The organism is Micromonospora sp. NPDC047465, from assembly GCF_040643125.1.
Taxonomy (GTDB): Bacteria; Actinomycetota; Actinomycetes; order Mycobacteriales; family Micromonosporaceae; genus Micromonospora.
In genome coordinates this window covers 286542-307532 of record NZ_JBEYTP010000001.1, presented here as the reverse complement: position 1 = coordinate 307532, position 20991 = coordinate 286542, and the positions used below count along the sequence as shown (strand labels likewise).

The 20991-nt window shown below is 76.0% G+C and carries 19 protein-coding genes; 11 read left to right on the top strand and 8 right to left on the bottom strand.

The features are described from left to right. Window positions 1–18 precede the first annotated feature (18 nt). Window positions 19–4578 (bottom strand): cation-translocating P-type ATPase, encoded by a 4560-nt coding sequence (locus ABZ793_RS01520; RefSeq protein ID WP_357450178.1) that lies wholly within the window; start codon window positions 4576–4578, stop codon window positions 19–21. Window positions 4579–4797: 219 nt separating this feature from the next. Here ABZ793_RS01520 and ABZ793_RS01515 point away from each other — a divergent pair, with 219 nt between their 5' ends. From ABZ793_RS01515 to ABZ793_RS01490, 6 genes are all read left to right on the top strand, one after another. Further along, window positions 4798–5058: a hypothetical protein gene (locus tag ABZ793_RS01515; RefSeq protein ID WP_357450175.1), complete on the top strand. Its 261-nt coding sequence runs from the start codon at window positions 4798–4800 to the stop codon at window positions 5056–5058. 149 nt (window positions 5059–5207) lie between these two features. Continuing rightward, window positions 5208–6608: an MFS transporter gene (locus ABZ793_RS01510; RefSeq protein WP_357450172.1), complete on the top strand. Its 1401-nt coding sequence runs from the start codon at window positions 5208–5210 to the stop codon at window positions 6606–6608. A gap of 213 nt (window positions 6609–6821) precedes the next feature. Beyond that, window positions 6822–7463, top strand: coding sequence for a GAP family protein (locus ABZ793_RS01505; RefSeq protein WP_357450169.1), 642 nt, complete (start codon window positions 6822–6824; stop codon window positions 7461–7463). Between the two features lie 139 nt (window positions 7464–7602). Next, entirely contained in the window at window positions 7603–8388 is a 786-nt protein-coding gene (locus ABZ793_RS01500; protein ID WP_357450166.1) for an NAD(P)H-binding protein, read from the top strand. 37 nt (window positions 8389–8425) lie between these two features. Further along, window positions 8426–8620: a hypothetical protein gene (locus ABZ793_RS01495; protein ID WP_357450163.1), complete on the top strand. Its 195-nt coding sequence runs from the start codon at window positions 8426–8428 to the stop codon at window positions 8618–8620. 125 nt (window positions 8621–8745) lie between these two features. Then, a complete protein-coding gene (locus ABZ793_RS01490) occupies window positions 8746–9294 on the top strand; it encodes a YbaK/EbsC family protein (RefSeq protein WP_357450159.1) in 549 nt (182 codons plus the stop codon). 61 nt (window positions 9295–9355) lie between these two features. Here the strand turns inward: ABZ793_RS01490 and ABZ793_RS01485 are convergent, their stop codons facing one another. The 4 genes from ABZ793_RS01485 to ABZ793_RS01470 form a co-directional block, all read right to left on the bottom strand. Continuing rightward, entirely contained in the window at window positions 9356–9988 is a 633-nt protein-coding gene (locus ABZ793_RS01485; protein ID WP_357450156.1) for a DsbA family oxidoreductase, read from the bottom strand. 20 nt (window positions 9989–10008) lie between these two features. After that, window positions 10009–10437 carry a SufE family protein gene (locus tag ABZ793_RS01480; RefSeq protein WP_357450153.1) on the bottom strand — a complete coding sequence of 143 codons (429 nt, stop codon included), beginning with the start codon at window positions 10435–10437 and terminating at the stop codon, window positions 10009–10011. 76 nt (window positions 10438–10513) lie between these two features. Further along, window positions 10514–10939: a CBS domain-containing protein gene (locus tag ABZ793_RS01475; RefSeq protein ID WP_350702398.1), complete on the bottom strand. Its 426-nt coding sequence runs from the start codon at window positions 10937–10939 to the stop codon at window positions 10514–10516. Window positions 10940–10997: 58 nt separating this feature from the next. Further along, window positions 10998–12764: a proline--tRNA ligase gene (locus ABZ793_RS01470; RefSeq protein ID WP_357450149.1), complete on the bottom strand. Its 1767-nt coding sequence runs from the start codon at window positions 12762–12764 to the stop codon at window positions 10998–11000. Window positions 12765–13110: 346 nt separating this feature from the next. Here ABZ793_RS01470 and ABZ793_RS01465 point away from each other — a divergent pair, with 346 nt between their 5' ends. From ABZ793_RS01465 to ABZ793_RS01455, 3 genes are all read left to right on the top strand, one after another. After that, a complete protein-coding gene (locus tag ABZ793_RS01465) occupies window positions 13111–13878 on the top strand; it encodes an SGNH/GDSL hydrolase family protein (RefSeq protein WP_357450146.1) in 768 nt (255 codons plus the stop codon). 3 nt (window positions 13879–13881) lie between these two features. After that, complete coding sequence (locus tag ABZ793_RS01460) at window positions 13882–14328, top strand: hypothetical protein (RefSeq protein WP_357450143.1); 447 nt, start codon at window positions 13882–13884, stop codon at window positions 14326–14328. Window positions 14329–14450: 122 nt separating this feature from the next. After that, on the top strand, window positions 14451–15353 hold the full coding sequence (locus tag ABZ793_RS01455; protein WP_357450140.1) for a sulfurtransferase: 903 nt from the start codon (window positions 14451–14453) through the stop codon (window positions 15351–15353). A 22-nt stretch (window positions 15354–15375) separates the two neighbouring features. Here the strand turns inward: ABZ793_RS01455 and ABZ793_RS01450 are convergent, their stop codons facing one another. Next, window positions 15376–16605 carry a hypothetical protein gene (locus tag ABZ793_RS01450; protein WP_357450137.1) on the bottom strand — a complete coding sequence of 410 codons (1230 nt, stop codon included), beginning with the start codon at window positions 16603–16605 and terminating at the stop codon, window positions 15376–15378. Continuing rightward, a complete protein-coding gene (locus ABZ793_RS01445; RefSeq protein ID WP_350702382.1) occupies window positions 16602–17132 on the bottom strand; it encodes a SigE family RNA polymerase sigma factor in 531 nt (176 codons plus the stop codon). Before ABZ793_RS01445 ends, ABZ793_RS01450 begins: the two co-directional genes overlap by 4 nt. 145 nt (window positions 17133–17277) lie before the next feature. On the opposite strand from ABZ793_RS01445, the gene ABZ793_RS01440 reads away from it, so the two are divergent. After that, a complete protein-coding gene (locus tag ABZ793_RS01440) occupies window positions 17278–17847 on the top strand; it encodes a VanZ family protein (RefSeq protein WP_357450134.1) in 570 nt (189 codons plus the stop codon). Here the strand turns inward: ABZ793_RS01440 and ABZ793_RS01435 are convergent. Continuing rightward, window positions 17738–19084 carry an MFS transporter gene (locus ABZ793_RS01435; protein ID WP_357450131.1) on the bottom strand — a complete coding sequence of 449 codons (1347 nt, stop codon included), beginning with the start codon at window positions 19082–19084 and terminating at the stop codon, window positions 17738–17740. The two genes, ABZ793_RS01440 and ABZ793_RS01435, sit on opposite strands and share 110 nt — an antisense overlap. A 119-nt stretch (window positions 19085–19203) precedes the next feature. On the opposite strand from ABZ793_RS01435, the gene ABZ793_RS01430 reads away from it, so the two are divergent. Then, the gene (locus tag ABZ793_RS01430; RefSeq protein WP_357450621.1) at window positions 19204–20991 is read left to right on the top strand and encodes an HSP90 family protein; all 1788 of its coding nucleotides are present in this window, start codon (window positions 19204–19206) and stop codon (window positions 20989–20991) included.

The window sequence follows — 20991 nt, the reverse complement described above, 5'->3', positions numbered from 1 at the left end:
TGGTGACGGTCACCGGGCTCACCGGTCGGCGTCGGGCCGTCCCGCTCCGTCGGCGTCGGGCCGTCCCGCTCCGTCGGCGTCGGGCTGTCCCGCTTCGTCGGCGTCGGGCTGTCCCGCTTCGTCGGCGTCGGGCTGTCCCGCTTCGTCGGCGTCGGGCTGTTCGGAGCCGTGCGGGCCGGACTGCGGCAGGCGTTCCACCAGGCGGGTGAGCGCGCCGTTGGCGAAGGTCGCGCCGAGCGCCGAGCCCGTGGCGATGGTCCAGCCGACCGGGCCGAGCGGCGTGCAGCCGAAGAACTGGCTGACCCCGGGCGTCTGCACGACCACCGCCAGCGCCCCGAGCGACACGGCGGTGGAGGCGAGCACGGCCGGGCTGGTGCCGCCGGCCAGCACGGTCTGCCCGAGCTGGGTGCCGACCAGCGACACCAGCGCGACCGTGCCTGCCCGGCGGGGCCGCCCGGTGTAGCGGGCCAGCGTCCAGCCGGCGGTGGCGCCCAGCGTGGTGGCGGCCGCGCGCAGGCCGATCTCCCGGGTCATCGTCTCGCCGAGGGAGGTGTCCGGTCCCTCCCGCAGCAGCCCGTCGGTGCGGTCCGCGGCCGGGGGTCGGATCGCGATCGCCAGCGCCGGAGCGAGGTCGGTGAGCAGGTTGACCAGGAGGAGCTGCCGCCCGGTGAGCGCCGACCGGCCGGTGGCGGCGGCGGTGAGCACGCTGAACGCGATCTCGCCGAGGTTGCCGCCGACCAGGATGCTGAGCGCGTGGCGTACCGAGGACCACATCGCCCGGCCCTCGACCAGGGTGGCGATGATGGTCTCCAACCGGTCGTCGGTGACCACCAGGTCGGCGGCCGCGCGGGCCGCCGGGGTGCCCCGCTGGCCGAGCGCGATGCCCACGTCGGCCAGCCGGATCGCCGGCGCGTCGTTGGCGCCGTCCCCGGTCATCGCGACCGTACGCCCGCACTTCTGCAACGCCTGGATGATGCGCACCTTGTGCGCGGGGGTGCACCGGGCCACCACGTCCGTGGCGGCCAGCCGGGCCGCGAGGGCCTCGTCGTCGAGCTGGTCGAGTTCCGTCGCGGTGGCCACCCGCTGGTCGTCGTGGTGGCTGATGGTGGCCGCGATCGCCTCGGCGGTCGCCGGGTGGTCTCCGGTGATCATGATGGTGTGCACGCCGGCCTGGCGGATCCGGCGTACGGCCGGGGCGGCGCTCTCCCGCACCCCGTCGGCGAGGGCCAGGTAGCCGAGGAAGGTCAGGTCGCGCACCTGCTCGTCGGTGACGCCCGGCGACGAGACCCGGCACTCGGCCACGGCGAGGATCCGGTGTCCCGCCCCGGCCCGGTCGGCGAGCGTCGCGTGCAGCCCGTCGCGCCCCTTGTCGTCGAGCGGCTCGTCGCGTCCCCCCGGCGTACGCCAGGCGGAGCATCGGGGCAGCACCGACTCCGGTGCCCCCTTCACGCTGAGCAGCAGCAGGTCGCCGCTGCGCCCCACCGTGGCGTGGTAGCCGCGGGACGGCTCGAACGGCAGGCCGCCGACCGCCTCCCACCCGTCCGCGCCGGTCTGCTCGACCACCCCCGCCGCCTGGGCGCCGTAGCGGACGGCGCGGTCGGTCTGCTGGGCCAGCTCGTGCGGGTCGGCGGCGGCCGGGGTGGCCCGCAGGGCGGCGGCGAGGGTGGCGCGCTGACCGTCGTCGAGTCGGTCGACCGGGGCGTACCGGCTGTCGTCGCCGACCCCGGCGAGCATCAGCCGCCCCTCGGTGAGCGTGCCGGTCTTGTCGAAGCAGAGCACGTCCACCCGGCCGAGCGCCTCGATGGTGCGTGGGTTGCGGACCAGCGCGCCGTGCTCCGCCAGCCGCCGCGCGGCGGCCAACTGGGCGGCGCTGACCAGGAACGGCAGCCCCTCCGGCACGGAGGCGACGGCCAGGTTCGCGGCGGTCGCGGCGGTCTCCACCAGCGGCACGCCCCGCAGCAGACCCGCGCCGGCCACCGCCACCGCCGAGCTGGCGGCCAGCGGGATCGCCGCCCGGGTCAGCCTGCCCAGCCGGGCCTCCACGCCGCTCGCCGGAGGGGCCTGCCGGGCCATCGCCAGGCTCCGCCCGGCCTCGGTGTCCGCGCCCGTCGCCACCACCACCGCCGTGCCCTGGCCGGCGGCGACGGTGGTGCCCTCGTAGAGCATCGACCGCCGGTCGGCGACCGCCGCGGCGACGACCGGCTGGTCAGTCTTGCCGACCGGCAGCGACTCGCCGGTGAGCGAGGACTCGTCGGTCTCCAGGCCGGCCGACTCCAGCACCCGGCAGTCGGCCGGGACGGCGTCCCCCGATTCGAGGAGGATGACGTCCCCCGGCACCAGGTCCTCGGCGGACAGCACCCGCTCCGCGCCGTCCCGGCGCACCCGGGCGGTCACCGCCGAGCGGGACAGCAGCTCGGCCAGCGACCGTTCGGTGTTGCGCTGGTGCACCGCGCCGAGCAGCGCGGACCCGCCGACCACCCCGCCGACCAGGGCGGCGTCGACCATCGAGCCGAAGGTGGCGGAGAGCACCGCCCCGGCGGCGAGCACCGGCGTCAGCGGGTTGGCCAGCTCGTCAACGAAGGCGCGCAGCAGCCCGGTCGGCCCGGCGGGCTGCCCGGTCCCGCCGCTCCGGCGGCGCTCGGCCTCGGCCGTGGCCAGCCCGCCCGGCACGGTGCCGAGCTGGTCGAGGACGGCCGAGGACGGCATCAGGTGCCAGGCGGTGACCGCCGGCGCCGGACTGTCCGCCCGGTCGGGCAGGCGGCGCGCCCGTACGACGCCGTGCGCGAAGGCCAGCGCGGCCGCGCCGTTCACGGCAGCGAGGGTGCGGCCGGGCAGCTGCTCGGGTGCGGCGGTGAACGCCCCCAGCGCGCCGAGGCCCGTGCCGGCCAGGGCCAGGCCGAGGTTATGCCGGGTCATCCGGCGGGCCACCCCGGTCGCCTCGATCAGCAGCGCCACCACCCGCAGGTCGGTGCCGACCAGCAGGTGCGCGCCCCAGGGCGGCAGGTCCTCCGGGGCGGAGATCCCCAGGCCGCAGTCGGCGACACCGAGCGCGGCCCGGTCGCCGGAGGCCACCATCACCACCGCCCCGGCGAACTGCAGCGTCCGCACCGACTCGGCCAACCGGTCGCCGCCGGGCAGGTGGGCGTCGGCGAAGCCGTACCGCTGGTCGTCGTCGCCGGCCACGACCACCCGCAGGCCGGCCTGGCGGGCGGCGGTGGGCAGGGCGTCCACGCCCGGCGCGGGCTCCGGGTCGACCCGCAGCACGGCGGCGAGGGTGTCGCCGTCGGCCAGGCCGAGCAGGGACCCGCCGCCCTCGCGCAGCCGGCGGCTGTCGGCGGTGTCGCCCGGGTCCCCGGCGTCCAGCGCGTCCAGCGGCCCGAGCCGCCAGCCGTCGGCGCGCCGCAGCTCCCACGGTGCGGCCGGGTCGAACAGCGTGAACGCGCGTGTCGCCACCTGTCCGACGTCCGCCCCGTCCAGCGGCGCCAGGTCCGCCAGCACGCCCCGGTCGGAGCCGAGCACCGCCGCGTCCAGCACCAGCGTGTCGATCCGGTCGAGCTCGCGCAGCACGCTGCGGTCCATCGCGATCACCCCGCGCCGGGCGAGGATCCGGCCGAGCTGCGCGGCGTAGCCCTCGCGGCCGCTGCCGGGAGCCTTCGGCAGCGCGGAGAGCCCCAGCGCGGCGGCCCGCTTCCGGCCCACCACCGGCGTGGCGGCGGCCGCGGCGGCGGCGCCGGCGGTGAGCATCCGGACGACGTACTTCTCGGCCGGGCCGTCCGGCTTCGGGCGGGGACGCTCGATTTTCGGCGTCCGGGCGACGGCCCGCTCCGGGTCCCCGGTCAGCCGTGGCTCCGCCTGCGCCCAGGCCCGGAGCTGGGCCCGCGCCTCACCCCACTGCACCACCCGCTGCGCGCCGTCGAGCACGATCCCGGTCCAGCCGCCGGTCAGGCCCTGCACGACCGCCTCGGCCAGCGGGAACAGCAGGTCGGCGCGCGGATCGGCGCGCAGGCCCCGGTCGGCCAGCGCGTGCAGCCTCGGGTGCAGGTCGACCGCGCCGAGCAGCCCGGCGACCTCTCCGGGCACCGGCGTGAACGGCAGGATCCTCGTGGCGGCGGAGATGGTCAGGCCGAGGGCGTCGGAGGCCAGCCCGCCGAGGGTGCGCGGCGTGCGCGGCCCCTCCTCGGGAGGGTGCGGCGGCGGGATCTCCGGGTCCGGCTCGTGCGGGCAGGTGCGTTCCGCGCGGGCGACGGTCGCGATGAGGTCGCGCAGGCTCGGCTCCGGCGTACCGACGGCCACGACCACCCGGCCCGACGGGGCGTTGACCCGGGCCCATTCCACCCCCGGCATCCGCTCCAGCGCCGCCTCGACCTGCCGGGCGAGGGTGTCGCCGCCGTCCTGGCAGACGCCGTGCACCTCGATGTGGTGCCGCCCGGGCCGGGACCAGACCCGACGCTTGGTCAGCCCGGCCACGCGGGCCAGCCGGGTGGCGGCGGCGCCGACGGTCCGGGACGCCTCGCCGACGACCTGCGGCACGGCGACGGACGGCAGGAGCCGGCCGGCGGCGCGGCCCAGCGAGGTCATCGAGGCGTACGACCGGACAGGCGCCGGCCAGGCCCCCCGCTGCCGCTGCTCCCGCCGTACGCCATCTCGCCTCCCACGCCTCCGCTCCGGCGCCCTGGCTTCCCGGCGGGCCGTCCGTTATGCCCTCCGAGCAGGGGAATTTTCTGCCCACCGGCGGTGCATGGACGGCTGCGCCGGTGGAATCCCGGATCCACTGTCACCGTCATCGGGGAGGCCGGGATGAGCACACTGACGCGACCGCTCAGCGGGGCGCACGAGACGATCCGGGCGTTCACCCGGCGGGTGGAGATCCCGGGGCTGGGGGAGGTCGCCGTCCCGCCGCCGGACAAGCTCGCCTACTACGCGGGCCTCGGGGTGCTCGCCGCGCTCCAGGTCATCGAGTGGCCGCTGGCGCTGGTGATCACCGCCGGCCACCTGTTGGCCGACCAGCACCTGTCCGGGCTGGCGAAGGGGCTCGGGGAGGCGCTGGAGGCGGCCTGAGAGCCGGGTCACCCTTGACCTCAATACGGGTTGAGGTCCGAGGCTGATCCCATGCTGAACGAACCGCTCCGTTCTGAGGCGGGCTCGGCGGATCCCCGGGTCCGCGCCCGCCACCGGCCGCTCCGGCTGCCCCGCCCGGGAGGCCGGCGGTGACCGACACGGCGGCGCCGCCCGTCCCGGCTCCGCCCGCGGCCGGCCTCTTCGCGCCCCGACTGCGGGCGATGACGGTCGGCAGCGTCGCGCTGGTCTCGCTGCTCGCGTTCGAGGCGCTCGCGGTGGGCACCGCGATGCCGACCGTCGCCCGCAGCCTCGACGGGCTGGCCCTCTACGGGATCGCCTTCGGGGGCCCGTTCGCGGCCGGCGTGCTCGCGATGGTGGCCTCCGGCATCTGGTGCGACGCCCGGGGCCCCAGGGCGCCGATGTGGCACGGGCTCGTCTGGTTCGTGGTGGGGCTGGTCATTGCGGGCAGTGCCACGGCCATGGGCGCCCTGGTGGCCGGCCGGATCGTGCAGGGCTTCGGCTCCGGGCTGCTCTCGGTGGCGCTCTACGTCATCGTCGGGCAGGCGTACCCGGAGACGCTGCACCGGCGGATCTTCGCGGCGTTCGCCGCCGCGTGGGTCGTACCGTCGCTGGTCGGGCCGGCGCTGGCCGGGCTGATCGTGGAGTACCTCGGCTGGCGGTGGGTCTTCCTGGCGGTGCCGGTGGTGGCGGTGCCGGCGGTGTTGCTCATCCACCCCGGGCTGCGCGCGATCGGCGCGGCCACGACGACGACGGGACCGCCGGCCGGCGCGGCGGCCCGGATCGGCTGGGCCTGCGGGGCGGGGGTGAGCGCCGCGCTGCTGCACATCGGGGGCCAGCAGCGCGGCGCCACCGCCGCCGGCCTGGTGGCCCTGGCGCTGGTCGGTCTGCTGGTCTGCGCGCCGCGGCTGCTGCCGGCCGGGTTCCTGCGGGCCGGCCGCGGCCTGCCGACGGTGATCGGGCTGCGTGGGCTGGCCTCGGCGGCGTTCGTCGGCGCCGAGGTGGTGATCCCGCTGATGCTCTCCCGGGAGCGCGGGCTGTCGCCGACGGCGGCCGGCCTGGTCCTCACCACCGGCGCGCTCGCCTGGTCGGTGGGCTCCTGGGTGCAGGGGCGGATGCCTGCGCCGCGCTCCCGGGCCACCCTGCCGAGAGCGGGGCTGGCCTGCATCACGGCCGGCATCGCCGTGGTGACGGTCGCCGTCGCGCCGGCCGTGCCGGTGTGGGTCGGAGTGCTCGGCTGGGCCGGCGCGGGGCTCGGCATGGGCCTGCTCTACCCCTCGCTGTCGGTGCTCACCCTGGAGCTGTCCGCCCCCGGCGAGCAGGGCCGCAACAGCTCGTCCCTGCAACTGGGCGACTCGCTCTTCGCGGCGACCGTGCTGGCGCTCACCGGCGCGGTGCTCGCCGCCGGCGCGGCCCCGGGACCGGGCAGCTACGCCGGCACGCTCGCGGTGGCGAGCGGACTGGCCCTGGTGGGCGTCCTGCTCGCCGGCCGGGTGGTGCCCGGGACGTCCGGAGTGCGCGCGTCCGGCTGAACCGCGTCCGACTCGCCGGCCGGGTGGTGCCCGAGGCGTCCGGAGTTCGCGCGTCCGGCTGAACCGCGTCCGGCTGAACCGCGCGTCCGGCCGGGCCCCGTGTCGGGCCGGACGCGCGGTGGGGTGCGCCGGCCCTGGGCGCGCCGCCGTCCGGGCCGGGGATGTGGCGTATCGGCCCGGGACGGACGGCGCGGCCGGGAGGATGGGCGGGCGATGAACTTCCTGACCGTCCTGCCGATGGCCGTGGTGATGGTCGCCGGGACCCAGCTGGTCGCGGCGGTCTTCCTCGCCTCGGCCGACCGGCCGCGTGCCGCCTCCCTGGGCTACCTGGCCGGCGCGGGGCTCGTGGTATCGGGCGGGGTGACGGCGAGCTGGCTGGTCACCCGGGCCGTGAAGGTCAACGTCGGGGCCGGTGGGGGCGGGCGTCGCGCGGTCGAGAGCCGGATCGACGTGGTGGTGCTGGCGCTGCTGGTCGTCCTGGCGGTGGTCGTCTTCCTGCGCCGGCACAGCGCGGGCACGCCGAAGTGGATGGGTGGGCTCCAGCGGGCCGGCCCCGGCTACGCGCTGCGGCTCGGCGTGCTGCTCTTCCTGGCCATGCCGTCGGACGACCTCACGATGGTGACCGTGGGGGCGAGCGCCGCCCGGCACGACCTGCCCTGGTGGCACCTGCTGCCGTTCGTCCTGCTCACCCTCGCGCTGCTGGCCCTGCCGCTGCTGGCGCTGCTGCTGCTCGGGCACCGGGCCGCGGCGGTGCTGCCCCGGATCCAGGACTGGGCCCGGCAGCACTCCTGGGTGGTCAGCGAGATCGTGATCGGGTTCTTCGTGCTGATGACGGCGGCCGACCTGCTCCGGTGAGCGGGGCACGGCCGGCCACGCCGTGACGGTGGCCGATCTGCTCGGGTGAGCCGGCGCACAGCCGGTCACGCCCGTCGGGGCGGCGCCGTCAGCACCGTGGCCGCGCGGCGGGCGCGGGACGCCGGAGAAGGGGGAAACCATGCGGGTGCTGGTCACCGGGGCGGGCGGTCGGCTCGGGCGGGTGGTGCTGCCGCGGCTGCGCGACGAGGGCTGGAGCGTGCGGGCGACGAGCCGGCGGCCGCGTACCGATCCGTCGGCGGAGTGGGTGGTGGTCGACCTGGCCACCGGGGAAGGGCTGCCCGAGGCGGTGGCCGGCGTGGACGCCGTGCTGCACCTGGCCTCGTCGCCGAACCGGGGGCGGCAGACCCACCGGGTCGACGTGCTCGGCACCCGCCGGCTGGTCGTCGCCGCCGGTCGAGCGGGCGTACGGCACCTCGGCTACGTCTCGATCGTCGGGGTGGACCGGGTCCCTATCCCCTACTACCGGCACAAGCTCGCCGCCGAGCAGGTCGTGGCGGCCGGGCCGGTGCCCTGGACGGTGCTGCGGGCCACCCAGTTCCCCGAGTTCCTCGACGGCATGCTGCGCGGCGTGAGCCGGCTCGGCCCGGTGATCGGCGACCCGGCGGTGCTCGCCCAGCCGGTCGACCCCGGCGAGGTCGCGGGCCGGCTGGTCCAGCGGCTCACGGCCGGTCCGCTGCACGGCGTCGAGGAGCACGGCGGGCCGGAGGTGATCCGCTTCGACGAGGCGGTCCGGGCCTGGAACGCCGCCCGGCGGTCCCGCCGCCCGCTGCTGCCGGTGCGGATCCCGGGGAAGGTCGGCCGCGCCCTGCGCTCCGGCGGCCTGGTCACCGAGGCGACCCCGACGGGTGCCCGGACCTGGGCCGACCACCTGGCCGACACGTACGGGGGAACCGGCGCAAGATGAACGGCCTGCGCGTTCACGTCCGGCCTACCGTGACGCCATGTTCGCCATGGTCGCCACCGTCATCCTCTACGTCGCCGGTTTCATCTTCCTGTACGGCGTCATCCGACTCGCCATCCGCCACGCCCTGGAGGAGATGGAGGTGCGCCGGATCCAGGCCGAGCGGGCGGAGGAGTTGGCCGCCGCGCGGGACCGGACCCTGCTCCGCGAGAACGGCTTCCTCACCGGCAGCTGACCGACGTCCGACCGCCCGGTGAGCGCTCGCCGGACGGGTAGTCCCCGGGTTGGGTGACCGGTCCCCGGGACGGGCCGGGCTCCGGTGGGCGGGGCGGGCGGAGCGGTGCGAGGATCGCAGGCGTGATGGGGACGCTGAAGACCGAACCCGCCCGCACCCGGCTCGACCTGCTCGCCCCGCCGGTCGCCGCCGCCATCGGGCAGTGGCCCGCCGACGCTCCGGTGGACGTCGACGCCGTGCTGGTGGCGCCGATCGACGCCGAGCTGGCCGACACCGCCGCCTTCTGCGCGGCGTACGAGGTGGGGCTGGACGTGTCGGCCAACTGCGTGGTGGTGGCCGGCAAGCGCGAGGGGGTCGTCCGCTACGCGGCCTGCGTCGTGCTCGCCACCACCCGCGCCGACGTGAACGGGGTGGCCCGCCGGGCGCTCGACGTCCGCAAGGCCAGTTTCGCGCCGATGGCCGACGCGGTGGAGCTGACCGGCATGGAATACGGCGGCATCACCCCGATCGGCCTGCCGGAGCAGTGGCCGATCCTGGTCGACTCCCGGGTGGTCGCCACGCCGCACGTGATCATCGGGTCCGGCGTACGGCACAGCAAGATCGCGCTGCCGGGGCCGGCGCTCGGCGCGCTGCCCGGCGCCCGCGTGGTGGAGGACCTGGCCAGACCGGCCTAGCCGCTGACCGACGTCGATGCCGTTGCACGTGAAACATCGGCGTCCGGTCGGGCGGGTCGGTTCAGCCGGCGGACTCGCGGCGCTCCACCTCGGCCAACGCGGCGAGCAGCGTCTCCGGTTCCTGGGCGCCGGTGACCGCGTACTTGCCGGCCAGGACGAAGGTCGGCACGCTGGTCACCCCGATCTGGCGGGCGGCGGCCAGCTCGGCGGAGACGTTGGCCACCCGCTCGTCGGAGTCGAGGAAGCGGCGCGCCTCCGCCGCGTCCAGGCCGACCTCGCCCGCGAGCGCGGCGAGCGCGTCCCGGGAGCCGACGTCGACCCCGTGGGTGAAGTGGGCGCGGTAGAGCGCGTCGACCGTCTCGGCGGCACGGCCGCGGTCGGTGGCCCAGGAGACCAGCCGGTGCGCGTCGAAGGTGTTCGCCGCGACGGCGCGGTCGAAGTCGAGCTTCAGCCCGGCGCCCGCCGCCACCTCGGTGACGTGCCCGAACATCTGCCGGGCGCGGTCCTGCCCGCCGAACTTGGCGGCCATCGCCTCCACCAGCGGGCGCGGCTCGGGCACCGGCGACGGGTCGAGCTGGTACGGCCGGTAGCGGACGGTCACCTCGCCGTCGTACGACTCCAGGGCCTGCTCCAGCCGACGCTTGCCGATGTAGCACCAGGGGCAGACCACGTCGGCGTAGATCTCGATCTCCATGCCGGTTGACAACCCCCTGGTCAGCCGATCTGTTCCCGGACCTGCCGCTTCAGCCGGGCCAGGATCGCCGTGCCGCCGCGCACCCGCAGCGGGCTGATCGCCTGCGCCAGCCCCATCCGCTGGTAGAGGTCGTCGGGGACGGCGAGCACCTCGTCCGGGCTCGCCCCGGCCAGCCCCTCGGCGAGGATGCCGGCGAACGCCCGCGTGGTGGGCGCCTCGGGCGGACAGTCGAAGAGGGTCTCCACCGTCTTCTCCGGCGTCACGCGGGCGCGCAGGAAGAACGCCGTCTGGCACTCCGGCACCTGCTCCATGCCCTCCCGGTCGGTGGAGCCGGCGGGCAGCGGCGGGACGATGTCGGCGTACTCCAGCAGCATCTCCAGCACCACGTCGCGGGGCGCGGTGGCGAACTCGTCGACGATCTCGGACAGCCGGGCCGGCATGGAAGACATGCCTTCGAGGCTACCGCCGGTAGCGGAAGGACCCTCTCCGCTAGCGGCGGCGTGCGGAAGGGTCCTTCCTCGCGCCTCACACGGTCGGGGCCTGCTCGCTGATCTCGCTCAGCGCCGATTGGGGATCGAGCTGCATCGCGAGGTCGCCGAGGGAGACGATGCCGACCAGCTTCCGATCGGCGTCGCAGACCAGCACCCGCCGGATGCCCCGCTCCCGCATCAGGGCCGCCGCCTCGGCCGCGGTCGAGTGCTGCTCGATCATCACCACCTCCCGGGTGATGATCGAGCCGATCGTGGTGGCGGCCGGATCGCTGCGTTCGGCCACCGCCCGCACCACGATGTCCCGGTCGGTGAGCATGCCGGCGAGGGTGGCACCGTCGGTGACCACCACGTCGCCGATGTCCGCCTCCTTCATCACCCGGGCCGCCTCGTCCAGGGTGGTCTCGGCGGGCAGGTAGATGACCTGCTTCGTCATCACGTCGCTGACCCGGTAACCGGTCATGAGAGCCTCCAGAGAACACATCCGGCCGATCCGACTGCGGTACCCCGTGGCGCGCCCGCTACACGTCGCCGCGCTCGCGGTGCACCTCCGCGACGAGTCGCTCCGCCAGCCCGTCCACCGGCAGTTCGACGCGCTCGCCGGAGGCCCGGTCGCGCAGCTCGACGTACCCCTCGGCGAGGCGGCGGCCGACCACGACGGCGCGGGGGATGCCGACCAGTTCGGCGTCGGTGAACTTCACCCCGGCCGAGACGTGCGTCCGGTCGTCGACCAGCACCCGCAGGCCGGCGGCGGCGAGCCGCCCGCCGAGCTCCAGCGCCGCCTCCAACTGCGGTCCCTTCCCGGCGGCGATCAGGTGTACGTCGCACGGCGCGACCGCCGCCGGCCAGATCAGCCCCCGCTCGTCGTGGTGCTGCTCGGCGATCGCGGCCACCGCCCGGGACACCCCGATGCCGTAGCAGCCCATGGTCGGCCGGACGGGCTTGCCGGCGGGGCCGAGCACGTCGACGGCGAAGACGTCGGTGTAGCGGCGGCCGAGCTGGAAGATGTGTCCGATCTCGATGCCCCGCCGCATGGTCAGCTCACCGGTGCCGCAGGCCGGGCAGGGGTCGCCGGCCCGCACCTCGGCCGCCTCGATCGTGCCGTCCGGGACGAAGTCCCGGCCGCAGACCACCCCGGTCGCGTGCCGGCCCGGCTCGTTCGCGCCGGTCAGCCAGGCGGTGCCCGGCACCACCCGCGGGTCGACCAGGTAGCGGATGCCGAGCTTCGCCATCACCTGCGGGCCGATGTAGCCGCGGACCAGCTCGGGGTGGGCGTCCCAGCCGTCGAAGATGTCCACGGTGGCCGGTGCGACCGCCGCGCCGAGCCGCTTCAGGTCCACCTCGCGGTCGCCGGGCAGCCCCACCACCAGCAGCTCGGCCTCCTCCGCGCCGGGCCGGCGCAGGCGGAGCACCACGTTCTTCAGGGTGGCCGCGGCGGTCCAGTCGTCCCGGCCGCCCAGCCGGCGGGTGTTGGCCAACTCGACGAGGCTGGCGATGGTCGGGGTCTCGGGGGTGTCGTGCACCTGGGCCGCCGGCTGCGCGTCCGGGTCGCCGGCCGGCGGGGCGGGCGTGGTCACCGCCTCGGTGTTCGCGGCGTAGTCGCAGGCGGTGCAGCCGACGAAGGTGTCCTCGCCGACCGGCGTCGCCGCCAGGAACTCCTCCGACGCCGAACCGCCCATCGCCCCCGACGTCGCGTGCACGATCGTGTGCTCCAGCCCGAGCCGGTCGAAGATCCGCCGGTACGCGCCCCGGTGCCGGTCGTACGCCGCCGCCAGCCCCGCGTCGTCGAGGTCGAACGAGTAGGCGTCCTTCATCAGGAACTCGCGCCCACGCAGCAGGCCGGCCCGGGGCCGGGCCTCGTCCCGGAACTTCGTCTGGATCTGGAAGAGCGTCACCGGGAAGTCCCGGTACGAGGTGAACAGGTCCTTGACCAGCAGCGCGGCCAGCTCCTCGTGGGTGGGCGCGAGCAGGTGCTCGGCGCCGCGCCGGTCGGCGAAGGTGAAGATGTCGTCGCCGTACTCCGTCCACCGGCCGCTCGTGCGGTACGGCTCCGCCGGCAGCAGCGCCGGGAAGTGCACCTCCTGGTCGCCGATCGCCGTCATCTCCTGCCGGACCACCTCGGTGACCCGGTCCAGCACCAGCTTGCCCAGCGGCAGCCACGTGTAGCCGCCCGGTGCGGCGCGACGGATGTAGCCGGCCCGCAGCAGGAGCCGGTGGCTCGGCACCTCCGCGTCGGCCGGGTCCTCGCGCAGGGTCCGGAGCAGCAGGGTCGACATGCGTAGCAGCATTGGCGCAGCGTACGGCGGGGGTGCTGGACGGGCGATCGGATTTGGCCGGCTCGCCGGCCGTTCCGCATGCTGATCGGGGCGATCGGCGTCGGCGATCTGAGGGTGCCCGAGCCGCAGCGGAGTGGTTGCGCTACGTCGGTCAGCGCCGCTTGGCGAGGTCGACGAACGACTGCCACGCCTCGGGTGGTGGGGCCCTACCGTCGGCCCCTGGTCGAGCCGGCGGACCCACCGTCCTGACGCCGTCGATGACCTCCGCCACGTTTGTCGGGCAGGCGGCCCCGGTCGCGGCGGAAGCGGTGACAGACTGTCCGGCGCTACGGTTCGCCGGAGGTTCGGAGGGTCACCAGTGCGCTGGCGCAGCTTCGTGGCGGTGGGAGACAGCTTCACCGAGGGCATGGACGACGCGTACCCGGACGGCACGTACCGGGGCTGGGCGGACCTCGTGGCCACCCGGCTCGCCGCCGAGGCCGGCCCCGACTTCCGGTACGCGAACCTGGCCATCCGGGGCCGGCTCTTCCCGAACGTGGTGGCCGAGCAGGTGCCGGCGGCGCTCGCGATGAAGCCCGACCTGATCAGCTTCGCCGCCGGCGGCAACGACGTGCTGCGCCGCACCTTCGACCCGGACGCGCTGGTGGCCCGCTTCGACGACGTGGTGCGGGACCTGCGCTCCGGCGGCGCCGACGTGGTCCTCTTCCGGTTCGCCGACGTGATGGCCCGGTTGCCCGGTCAGCGGCTCGTCGCGCCCCGGGTGCAGCTGCTCAACCGGGCCGTCGGCGAGACGGCCGAGCGGCACGGCGCGATCCTGGTCGACCTGTACGCCGACGACACCTACCTGAACCCGATGCTGTGGAGCACCGACCGGCTGCACCTCTCGGCGGCCGGGCACCGCCGGGTCGCCGGGCAGGTGCTGACCGCGCTCGGCGTGGGCTGCGACGAGGAGTGGCTGATGGTGCCGCCGCACCCGGCGCCGACGCCCTGGCTGGCCGCCCGGGCCGCCGACCTGCGCTGGGCCGGGCAGCACCTGGCGCCGTGGATCAAGCGCCGGCTCACCGGCCGCTCGTCCGGCGACACGGTCACCGCGAAGCGGCCGTCGCTCGGCCCGGTCACGGACTGAGCCGTGCTCACCCTGCACACCGCGCCGCTGCTGCGGACCGCTCCGGACGCCCCGCCGACCGCCGGGGCCGCCGTCGCGGTCCGGGACGACCGGATCGTCGCGGTCGGGCCGCTGGCCGAGCTGACCGGGACGTACGCCGGGGCCCGGGTCCGCCGCTGGCCGGGCACGCTCGGGCCGGGGCTGCTGCACGACGCCCCGCTGCCGGCCGCCGACACCCCGCGCGAGCGGGTGCACGCGCTGCTGCGTCGGGGAGTGACCGCGGTGCTGGCGCGACAGGTGGCCGATCCCGCGCTGCGGGCCGCCGTGGACCGGGGCGACCTGCGGGTGCTGCCCGCCGCCGTGCCGCCGGTGCTGGTGCCGGGGGGTCGCGCGGACCTGGCCGTGTTCGACGCCGCCGGCGCCTGCCTGGTGACCGTGGTCGCCGGTCGGATCGCCCACCGCCGCGCCTGACCGCCACCCCGCATCGCCGCCCCGCACCCGTGGCCACCTCCCGAGCGTCGGCACCAGCGTGTCCGGCGACCCGGTTGCCGATGGCGGGCCGCCGGACCGCGATCCGGCGTACCTTGGGGATCATGCCTGTGCCGAGCGATCCCGATCCCCGACTCCAGTCGTACGCGGACCCGCGGCGGCTCGTCACCACCCAGTGGCTGGCCGATCACCTGGGCGACGCGGGCCTCGTCGTCATCGAGTGCGACGAGGACGTGCTGCTCTACGACACCGGCCACATCCCGGGCGCCGTCAAGGTGGACTGGCACACCGAGCTGAACGACCAGGTGACCCGGGACTACCTCGACGCGAAAAGTTTCGCCGAGCTGTGCGCCGCCAAGGGCATCGGCCGGGACGACACGGTCGTCTTCTACGGCGACAACTTCAACTGGTGGGCCGCGTACGCCCTCTGGGTGTTCTCGCTCTTCGGCCACCCGGACGTGCGGCTGCTCGACGGCGGGCGGCAGAAGTGGGTCGCCGAGGGCCGGGAGTTGACCCGGGACAAGCCGTCCCGGCCGCGCGCCGACTACCCGGTGCCGCAGCGCAACGACGCGCCGGTGCGGGCGTACCGGGAGCAGGTGATGGCGCACGTCGCGGCGGGTCGCCCGCTGGTCGACGTCCGGTCGCCGGGCGAGTACACCGGCGAGATGCTGCACATGCCGGACTACCCGCAGGAGGGCGCGCTGCGCGGCGGGCACATCCCGGGCGCGGTGAACAAGCCGTGGAAGTCCGCCGCGAACGACGACGGCACGTTCAAGTCGCCCGACGAGCTGCGGGCGATCTACGCCGACCAGCTCGGGCTCGCCCCGGACGACGACATCGTGGCCTACTGCCGGATCGGCGAGCGGTCGAGCCACACCTGGTTCGTGCTGCGGCACCTGCTGGGCTACCCGCAGGTGCGCAACTACGACGGCTCGTGGACCGAGTGGGGCAACCTGGTCCGGGCCCCCGTCGTGAAGGGCGACCAGCCCGGCGGCCTGCCGAGCTGACGCGCCGGCCGGTCCGGCGCGCTCAGCCGGCGGCGAGGGAGACCGCGCCGTACAGGTTCCGCGTCACGCCGGTGATCTCGACGGTGCCCGGCCGCCAGCGCAGCAGCCCGCCGGGGCTGTGCCGGAGCAGCACCGCGCCGTCGCGGTCCCAGCCGAGCACCTCGCAGCAGCCCTTCCAACGGTCCCGGCCCAGGACGAGCAGGTGGGTCACCACGCCGGTCCGGGCGTTCAGCACCGCGACCCCCTCCAGCGAGCCCATGTTGCCGGTGGTGATCCAGCCGGCCCGGGCCACCAGGTCGCCGCGCTGCCAGCCGCGCCCGTAGAACTCCTCGACCAGGTTGCCGGGGGGCAGCGCGCGGAAGTCGACCGGGCCGCTGCCCCGGTGCGTGCCGCCGCCCGGGTGCGTGCCGTCGCCCCACTCGATCCGCGTCAGGCCCGGCGGCGTACCGCCCAGCTCGAGCAGGACGTTCGGCCGGTCGCCCCGACCGGGGTCGGCCGGGTCGCGCAGGTCGGGGGCGGCCGGGTCGGGCGTCACCACGTTCCAGGGCGACACCGGCAGCTTCCGGGCGGCACCCGTGCGCGGGTCCACTTCGTACGTCGTGGCGTCGTCGCCGACGAGCAGCCGGTCGCCGGACCAGAGGACGTGCTCCAGGTAGCCCTTGAGCGGGAATCGGCGGACCGCCGCGGTGGTCAGGTCGACCACGATCACCTCGTCGGTCTGGGCGAAGGCGGCCGTCCGCCCGTCCCGGGAGAGGCTGCCGGTCTTCAGCGGCACCGCCTCGTTGCCATCGGCGTCGCGGGTCCGGGCCGGGGTGACCACGTCGAGGTCGCGGACGATGCCGTCGTCGCCGAGCACCCGGATCCGCCCCTCGGTGCCGGTCTGCGGGTCGACCGGCTGGTGCAGCGCCAGCGCCCGGCGGACCGGCTTGGCCGATAGCGTCGCGCCGACCGGGTCACCGAGCCGGCCCAGCGGATCACCGGGGTAGCTCAGCTCTGCCGGCGGCGTCTGCACGGGCGCGGGGTGCCGGGTCGGGCTCGGTGTCGCGCTGGTGGCCGGTGGCGGCGGGTCGGCGGGACGCAGTGCGATTGCCGTACCGCCGGCGAGCAGCGCGACCGCGAGCGCACCGGCACCGGCGACGCGGCGGGTACGCCGGACCCGCCGGGCCCGTTCCCAGCCCGCCGTCGCCGGCTGTGCCGGCCGGACGTCCTCGGCGGCCAGGGTCAGCAGTCGGGTCAGTTCCTCTTCCTTCACGACTTCACCTCCATCCCGCTCGCCAGGCCGTCGTCGCGGCCCAGTTCCGGCGCGACCTCGCGGAGCCGGCGCAGCGCCGCGTGGCACTGGCTCTTCACGGTGCCGACGGTGACGCCGAGGGCCTCGGCGGTGGCCGCCTCGGTGAGGTCCTCGAAGTAGCGCAGCACCAGCACCGCCCGCTGCCGGGGCGGCAGGTGGTCGAGCGCGTCGCGCAGCGCGAGCCGCAGCGCCCCGTCGCCCTCCTGCGCCGCCCGTTCCGGCGGGTACGCGCTCAGCCACTCCCGTCGGCGGCGCCGCCACCAGGAGACGGCGTCGCGGTAGAGGATGGCCCGCACGTACGCGGCCGGGTCGCCGTGCCGCACGGTGGGCCAGCGCAGGGCGAGCTTGAGCAGCGCGTCCTGGAGCAGGTCCTCGGCCTGGTGCCGGTTGCCGCAGACCAGGTAGGCCGCGCGCAGCAGCCGGTGCTGGTGGCACTCGACGAAGGTGACGTAGCCGTCCCGCCCGTCGTCGGTCGTCGCCGGTCCCATCCGCCCTCCCTTCGGCCGGCCGTCGCGTGAGGCGTCACCTGGCAGACGCACGGGGACCGGAAAAGGTTGGGCGGTCCCGGCACCGAATCGTGATGCGCCCTCCGGCCCGCACCAGCGGGAGCGGAGGCCCGGCTAGGCTGCGCCGATGGCGCAGGTGTGGCGGGACTGGGGCGGCGTCCTGCTCGCCGTGCTCGCCGGGCTGCCCCTGCTGGTCCTGGCCACCGCCGTGCTCGCCCGCCGCCGGCGGGACGCCGCGACCGCGCGGGAGGCGTGGCGGCGCAGCGTCGCCGAGGTGGGCGCGGTGGCCGGCACCCTGCCCTGGGTGTGGATGATCCTCACCCCGCGCGACGCGCCCCGCCAGGTCGACGCGGTGCCGCTGCGGGACCTGGTCGACCTGCTGACCGGGCCGCCGGCGACCGCCGTGGTCCAGGTGGTCGGCAACCTGCTGGTCTTTGCCGCCCTGGGCTTCTTCGCTCCGGTACGCCTGGTCGCGCTGGCCGGCGTCGGCCGGCTGTTCCTGCTCGGCGCGGCCGGCTCCGTGCTGGTCGAGTCGTTGCAGTACGCGCTCGACCTCGGCCGGGTCTCCTCGGTCGACGACGTGCTGCTCAACGCGACGGGTGCCGCCCTGGCTGGCCTGCTGTCCCGGCGGTGGTGGGCGGGGCGGCGGCCGGCACCGGCGCGGCCGGTCGCAGCACCCGCCACGCCGCGAGGGTGACCAGCACGAAGACCCCGGCCACCGCCGCCGCCACCGGCCCGACCCCGTACGCCGCACCGGCCAGCCCGGCGAGCGCCGCCCCCACCGGTGCGGTGAGCAGGCCGACCATCCGCTGGGCGGAACCCACCCGGCCGAGCAGGTGGGCCGGCACGTGGCCCTGCCCGTACGCGGCCCAGAGGCTGTTCCACACCGTGGTGCCGGCCGCGAAGACGGCCAGCGCCAGCCCGCCGGGCAGCGGGTGCCGGGCCAGCGCGAACCCGGTCAGCGCGACGGCCTGGGCGGCGAGCACGGCGCGGAGCGCGGGCACCGTGCCGAGTCGGGCGGCCAGCCTGCCCGCCCCCAGCCCCCCGGCGAGCCCGCCGAGGACGGCCGCCGCGGCGAACAGCCCGTACCCGGCGGGCGGCACCCGCAGCACGTCGAGCGCGTAGAGCACCAGCACCGCCAGCAACCCGCTGATCGCCAGGTTGCTCCCGGCGGTCAGCACGGTGATCCGCCACAGCAGCACATCCCCGCGCACCCACCGCACACCCTCGAAGACCTCCCGCCACACCGCCCCCTTCCTCCCGCCGCGCCCCCGCCCCCGCCCGCTCTCCGCGATCTTGCGGTTGTGGTCGTCGCTCTGCGGCGCGTTGGCGGGTCTGTCCGAAAAACGCGGAGAGTGGGGGCGGCTCGGGCGCAGGGCGAGGGTGAGGAGGGCGGCGGCGGCGAAGGTGAGGGCGTCGAGGGCGAACGGCAGGGGCGCGGCGAGGGCGAAGAGCACGCCGGCGGCGGGGGCGCCGAGGAAACCCCCGGCCACCGCCGTGCCGGCCTGGAGGCGGCCGTTTGCGTGGGACAGGGCGGCTGGCGGCACCACCGACGGCAGCATCGCGAACGCGGCCGCGTCGAACAGGGTGCCGAGCGCGGCGAGCAGGAACGCCGCCGCCACCAGCGCCGCGACGCCGGCCCGGTCGAGGGCCACCGCGACCGCCAGCCCGCCCACCACGGCGGCGCGCAGCCCGTCCACCGCCGCCATCGTGCGGCGGCGGTCCCAGCGGTCCGCGTACACGCCGCCGAGCAGGCCGAACAGCAGCGGCGGGAGCTGCCCGGCCACGGTCACCGCCGCGATCACCCGGGGATCGCGGGTCAGCGTCGCGGCCAGCAGCGCCAGTGCCGGCGTACGCAGGGCGTCGCCGAGGCGCGAGGACACGGCGGCGGACCAGAGCAGCCGGTAGTCGCGGCCGAGCGGGGATGCGGTCATGACGGCGAGCCTCGGGGGTCGACCGGGTCGAGGGTCAAGCCGCGGGGAAAGGGGGGACGCGCGTGTCGGTGATCATCGGTACGGTGGGCGCCGGCATCGGATCCGGGGAGCACTCCAGCGTGGACCACACCTTCCAGGTCGACCTCCGTGGCGTGGTCGACCTGCTCAGTCACCATCTCTACGGCAGCCCGCGGGTGTACGTCCGCGAGCTCCTGCAGAACGCCGTCGACGCGATCACCGCGCGCCGCGCGACCGACCCCGACGCGCCCGCGCTGGTGCGCGTCGAGCCACCGGAGCTGACCGGCGACGGCACGCTGCGGGTGCACGACACCGGCATCGGCCTCACCGAGGCGCAGGTGCACGAGCTGCTCGCCACCATCGGCCGCAGCTCCAAGCGCGACGAGCTGGGCTTCTCCCGGCACGAGTTCCTCGGCCAGTTCGGCATCGGCCTGCTCTCCTGCTTCCTGGTGGCCGACGAGATCCGGGTGGTCACCCGGCACGGCGACCACCCGACGGTGCACTGGACGGGTCACTCCGACGGCCGGTACGCCGTTGAGCTGGCCGCGCCCGGCGCCGGGCGGGCCGAGCCGGGCACCACGGTGACGCTGGTGCCGCGCCGGGACGCCGACCAGTGGTTCGGCACCCCGACGGTGGTCGACCTGGCCCGGCTCTTCGGCTCGCTGCTGCCGGTCACCGTCCGGGTCGGCGACGTGGTGACCACCGCCGGCCCGCCGCCCTGGCCGGCCACCCCGGGCGCGCCGGTCGACCGGGCCGCGCTGGTCCGCCACGCCCGGGAGACGCTCGGCTTCGACCCCTTCGACGTGTTGCCGCTGTCGGTGCCGGAGGCCGGCCTGACCGGGGCGGCCTTCATCCTGCCGAACCCGGTGAACCCGGCGTCCCGGGCCGGCCACAAGGTCTACCTCAAGCGGATGCTGCTCACCGAGCACGCCGACGGGCTGCTGCCGGACTGGGCCTTCTTCGCGCACTGCGTGGTGGACGCCAGCGAGCTGCGGCCGACGGCCAGCCGGGAGGCGCTCTACGAGGACGGCCTGCTCGCGGCCACCCGGGAGGCCCTCGGCGACCAGGTGCGCGGGTGGCTGGTCCGGCTCGCCAAGCACGACCCGCGGCGGCTCGCCGAGTTCCTCCAGGTGCACCACCTCGGGGTGAAGGCGCTCGCCCTGCACGACGACGAGATGCTCCGCCTGGTCGACCAGTGGTGGCCGATGGACACCAACGTCGGCACGCTCACCCTGGCCGAGTTCCGGCAGCGGCACGGGGTGGTCCGCTACGCGGCCAGCCTGGACGAGTTCCGCCAGCTCGCCGCCGTCGCCGCCGCGCAGGACCTGGCGGTGGTGAACGCCGGATACACCTACGACACGGAGCTGATCGAGCGGCTGCCCACGGTGGACCGTTCCGTGCTGATCGAGCGGCTGGAGCCCAGCGACCTGACCACGCGCTTCGACAGCCTCGACCCGCAGGTCGAGCTGGCCCTGCGGCCGTTCCTCACGGGCGCCCAGCGGGCCCTGGAACGGCTCGGCTGCGAGGTGGTGGTCCGGGCGTACGACCCGGTCTCGCTGCCGGCGCTCTACCTGGTGAGCCGGTCGGCGGCGTTCAACGACCAACTCGCGGCGACCCGGGACCGGGCGGACGAGCTGTGGGGCGGCGTGCTCGACGCGCTCGCCGCCTCCGCGCCGCCGGACCGGCCACAACTGGTGCTCAACCACCGCAACCCGCTGGTCCGCCGGGTCACCACGTTGACCGACCCGGAGCTGGCCGGGCTGGCCGTGGAGGCGCTCTACGGGCAGGCGCTGCTGCTCGGGCACCATCCGATCCGCGCGGCCGACGCCGCGCTGCTGAACAGTTCCTTCCTCGGCCTGCTCGGCCGGGCCGTGCCGGGACAGGAGTGA

Bases quoted from the DNA above. Each gene is read 5' to 3' on its own strand.
- ABZ793_RS01490 (WP_357450159.1), top strand. From the start codon at position 8,746: ATGGGGACGCTGAAGACCGAACCCGCCCGCACCCGGCTCGACCTGCTC.
- ABZ793_RS01475 (WP_350702398.1), bottom strand. From the start codon at position 10,939: ATGACCGGTTACCGGGTCAGCGACGTGATGACGAAGCAGGTCATCTAC.
- ABZ793_RS01515 (WP_357450175.1), top strand. From the start codon at position 4,798: ATGAGCACACTGACGCGACCGCTCAGCGGGGCGCACGAGACGATCCGG.
- ABZ793_RS01500 (WP_357450166.1), top strand. From the start codon at position 7,603: ATGCGGGTGCTGGTCACCGGGGCGGGCGGTCGGCTCGGGCGGGTGGTG.
- ABZ793_RS01440 (WP_357450134.1), top strand. From the start codon at position 17,278: ATGGCGCAGGTGTGGCGGGACTGGGGCGGCGTCCTGCTCGCCGTGCTC.
- ABZ793_RS01520 (WP_357450178.1), bottom strand. From the start codon at position 4,578: ATGACCTCGCTGGGCCGCGCCGCCGGCCGGCTCCTGCCGTCCGTCGCC.
- ABZ793_RS01495 (WP_357450163.1), top strand. From the start codon at position 8,426: ATGTTCGCCATGGTCGCCACCGTCATCCTCTACGTCGCCGGTTTCATC.
- ABZ793_RS01505 (WP_357450169.1), top strand. From the start codon at position 6,822: ATGAACTTCCTGACCGTCCTGCCGATGGCCGTGGTGATGGTCGCCGGG.
- ABZ793_RS01455 (WP_357450140.1), top strand. From the start codon at position 14,451: ATGCCTGTGCCGAGCGATCCCGATCCCCGACTCCAGTCGTACGCGGAC.
- ABZ793_RS01480 (WP_357450153.1), bottom strand. From the start codon at position 10,437: ATGTCTTCCATGCCGGCCCGGCTGTCCGAGATCGTCGACGAGTTCGCC.
- ABZ793_RS01435 (WP_357450131.1), bottom strand. From the start codon at position 19,084: ATGACCGCATCCCCGCTCGGCCGCGACTACCGGCTGCTCTGGTCCGCC.
- ABZ793_RS01485 (WP_357450156.1), bottom strand. From the start codon at position 9,988: ATGGAGATCGAGATCTACGCCGACGTGGTCTGCCCCTGGTGCTACATC.
- ABZ793_RS01470 (WP_357450149.1), bottom strand. From the start codon at position 12,764: ATGCTGCTACGCATGTCGACCCTGCTGCTCCGGACCCTGCGCGAGGAC.
- ABZ793_RS01445 (WP_350702382.1), bottom strand. From the start codon at position 17,132: ATGGGACCGGCGACGACCGACGACGGGCGGGACGGCTACGTCACCTTC.